Genomic DNA, 2,286 nt, shown 5'->3' with positions numbered 1-2,286 from the left:
ACATTTTTTGACCTCCAAAGTGCAAGCTTTTTGCATATTTTAGCTTGTTTTCCTTGGATAATAATTCGACAAAAGTACCCTCAATCCCTTGGTATTACTGGAATTTTTGGCTATTCAGCAAGCCCTACATAAGGATCCGCATAACGTATTTGCTCCCACCAACCATTTTGATAATAGCTAATGCTCTTCCTTACCCACTCATAATTGTTATTGTCTTCCACATAAAAGAGGCGCCCGTTTTCATCATAATTATAATAAAGCCCAATATTGTTAGGTAAAAACATCTCACTGAGGATATTATTATTGTACTTGTAACTGGCTGAACCCATTGGAGGTCAGGTTATTGCCCTTATCCCAGCGGTAACTCCTGGTAATATTAAAGGGGTCTGTGGAAGATGTAACCCTCCCAGCGCCGTCGTATACCCAAGAATAGCTCTTATTCAAATTATCAACGACACTGGTCAGGTTGTTGGCACCATCGTATCCATAATTGAAGTACCTGCCACCGTCCAGTGTTTTTTGTGTAAGGCGGTTGGCATTGTCATACGTATAGTTAATGTTCTTACCGTTAGGCAATGATATATTTATTAAATTCCCTATTTCATGGTTCACCATTTCATATGGAGACCAAGTTGTTTTAACCTGACCCCAGTCAAACCACCGCATTACCTCTAGATCTAACCATAGAGGATGTTCTTTACTATTTCTTTTTTTTAATATAATACCTCTCCGAGTAAATTGATCGAATTCTTTAATTCCTTCAATCAAAACTTCAGATTTATCTGGATTAAGATAAATGTTTTTGATATAAATAGTCGGCCACCTTTCTTGCTCTTTAATACTTGGATTAGCTTTAACCATAATCGTATCGTGTTTTCTGTCCCAAATAACGTTTCTTATTATCAAACCACTTTGCCTGCTCTTCTTAAATGGATATTCCCGCTCCTCAGAGTATACACACCAGGAGTTTATTTTATCGTTTGGAATAGTATAACGCATTCTTAAAATTTGTTCATAAATATTTAATTTATCACCTTTATTACGTTTAGCTCTGATGTATAACGGTTCTTCAGTATAGTAACTAGCTATTTGCCCATATTGCAACATAGGAAACATAATTGGATGGCATTTTTCATTTTTGATTTCTGCATTTCCCTCTTCAATAGGCTTGATATCTTTTTCCATTATTCTATCTTCACTCTCCTTACTTTATGGAAGATCCATAATATATTGAGGAGGAGCTCCTCTTCTGCCTTTTGGTTGATTATAAATTTCTTTTGTCCCTTTACGAACAAATAAATCTGATTTTCCTCCCCCTACTTGTTTTTTAATCTTTCGAACTCCCTCTTCGCCCCCTAGAGATTATTTCATCTACTTGCTCTCATGGTTCATTGCAGGCTAGGGTGATTTAATCAATCCGTTCCAGATATGAAATAATTGGGTATTCTATGTCGCTAATTTTGTGGAATTTTATATTTTTTCAAGCAGCTTTTCTAATAATGGTAGACCACTACCAATATGGAATCTCATATGCTCCATAGTTAATTGTAAATTCACTAAATTATCTAATATTTCATCCTCATTATTTTTATCTACTATCAAAAATTGTTGTATTATTTCAAGATATTTGTTGCTTGCTTCTGCCAAATCACTCAAATCAGCTTTTAATGTGCCTATATCATACTTTGAAATTCCCAATTCATTTATTTTGTTTACTAATTTCTTATAAATACGTTCATCAGATGGCAATAATAACACATCCTTTATCTTAATCAATATCCCAGCGGTTTTTCAATTTATTAATTCTATCTTGTGCCGCTTTAATTTCTGATTGCCAATGTGGTACATCAATACTATCAGGATCCTGTCTTAATTTTTCTTCATGTTCATCAATAGTTTTTTGTAGACCCTCAATCACTTTTTTTGCTTGCTTCTTATTCTGAGCATATATTCTTTCACCCATTAAATCGACAAGCTCCTTAGTTGCTGCAACTGCTGCCGTTCCTAGCCCCGCAATTAGTGCTGCTTCCCCTGGGGCTAACGCCGCAGCACCCAATACCAACGGTACAACATGACCGCTTGGATCAGTGTTACTAATCGGATTATTCTCAGCATAAGAGTATAAATTTAACGTTTGAGGATTTCCGTATTTTATATACTGTAATCTTGCTCGTAAAGTAGTCCTGGCAGGCAGGATTTTTTTGCACATTGATTATCTAAAAGATGATTCAGAACCCTCCCCAATCTGCTAAAATATTTGCAGTTTCTTTGGGGAGGTTATTATTT

At 35.4% G+C, this 2,286-nt stretch carries 3 protein-coding genes; all 3 read right to left on the bottom strand.

Annotated elements, in window-relative coordinates:
- Nucleotides 1-300: 300 nt before the first annotated feature.
- The 3 genes from Psfp_RS20850 to Psfp_RS20840 all read right to left on the bottom strand — a co-directional run bounded on the left by Psfp_RS20850 (nt 301) and on the right by Psfp_RS20840 (nt 2,209).
- On the bottom strand, nt 301-1,185 hold the full coding sequence (locus Psfp_RS20850; protein ID WP_134220430.1) for an RHS repeat domain-containing protein: 885 nt from the start codon (nt 1,183-1,185) through the stop codon (nt 301-303).
- Nucleotides 1,186-1,470: 285 nt separating this feature from the next.
- Nucleotides 1,471-1,749: a hypothetical protein gene (locus Psfp_RS20845; RefSeq protein WP_134220429.1), complete on the bottom strand. Its 279-nt coding sequence runs from the start codon at nt 1,747-1,749 to the stop codon at nt 1,471-1,473.
- Between the two features lie 19 nt (nt 1,750-1,768).
- Nucleotides 1,769-2,209, bottom strand: coding sequence for a hypothetical protein (locus tag Psfp_RS20840; RefSeq protein ID WP_134220428.1), 441 nt, complete (start codon nt 2,207-2,209; stop codon nt 1,769-1,771).
- Nucleotides 2,210-2,286 lie beyond the last annotated feature (77 nt).

Origin of the sequence: Pelotomaculum sp. FP, assembly GCF_004369245.1 — a bacterium.
Classification (GTDB): domain Bacteria; phylum Bacillota; class Desulfotomaculia; order Desulfotomaculales; family Pelotomaculaceae; genus Pelotomaculum_C; species Pelotomaculum_C schinkii.
The sequence above is the reverse complement of the archived record's forward strand: the minus strand, read 5'-3'. Positions and strand labels throughout refer to the sequence as shown.

What these genes read in the sequence shown, in the direction of transcription:
- Psfp_RS20850 (WP_134220430.1), bottom strand. Translation starts at nt 1,185, where the DNA reads ATGGAAAAAGATATCAAGCCTATTGAAGAGGGAAATGCAGAAATCAAA.
- Psfp_RS20840 (WP_134220428.1), bottom strand. Translation starts at nt 2,209, where the DNA reads ATGTGCAAAAAAATCCTGCCTGCCAGGACTACTTTACGAGCAAGATTA.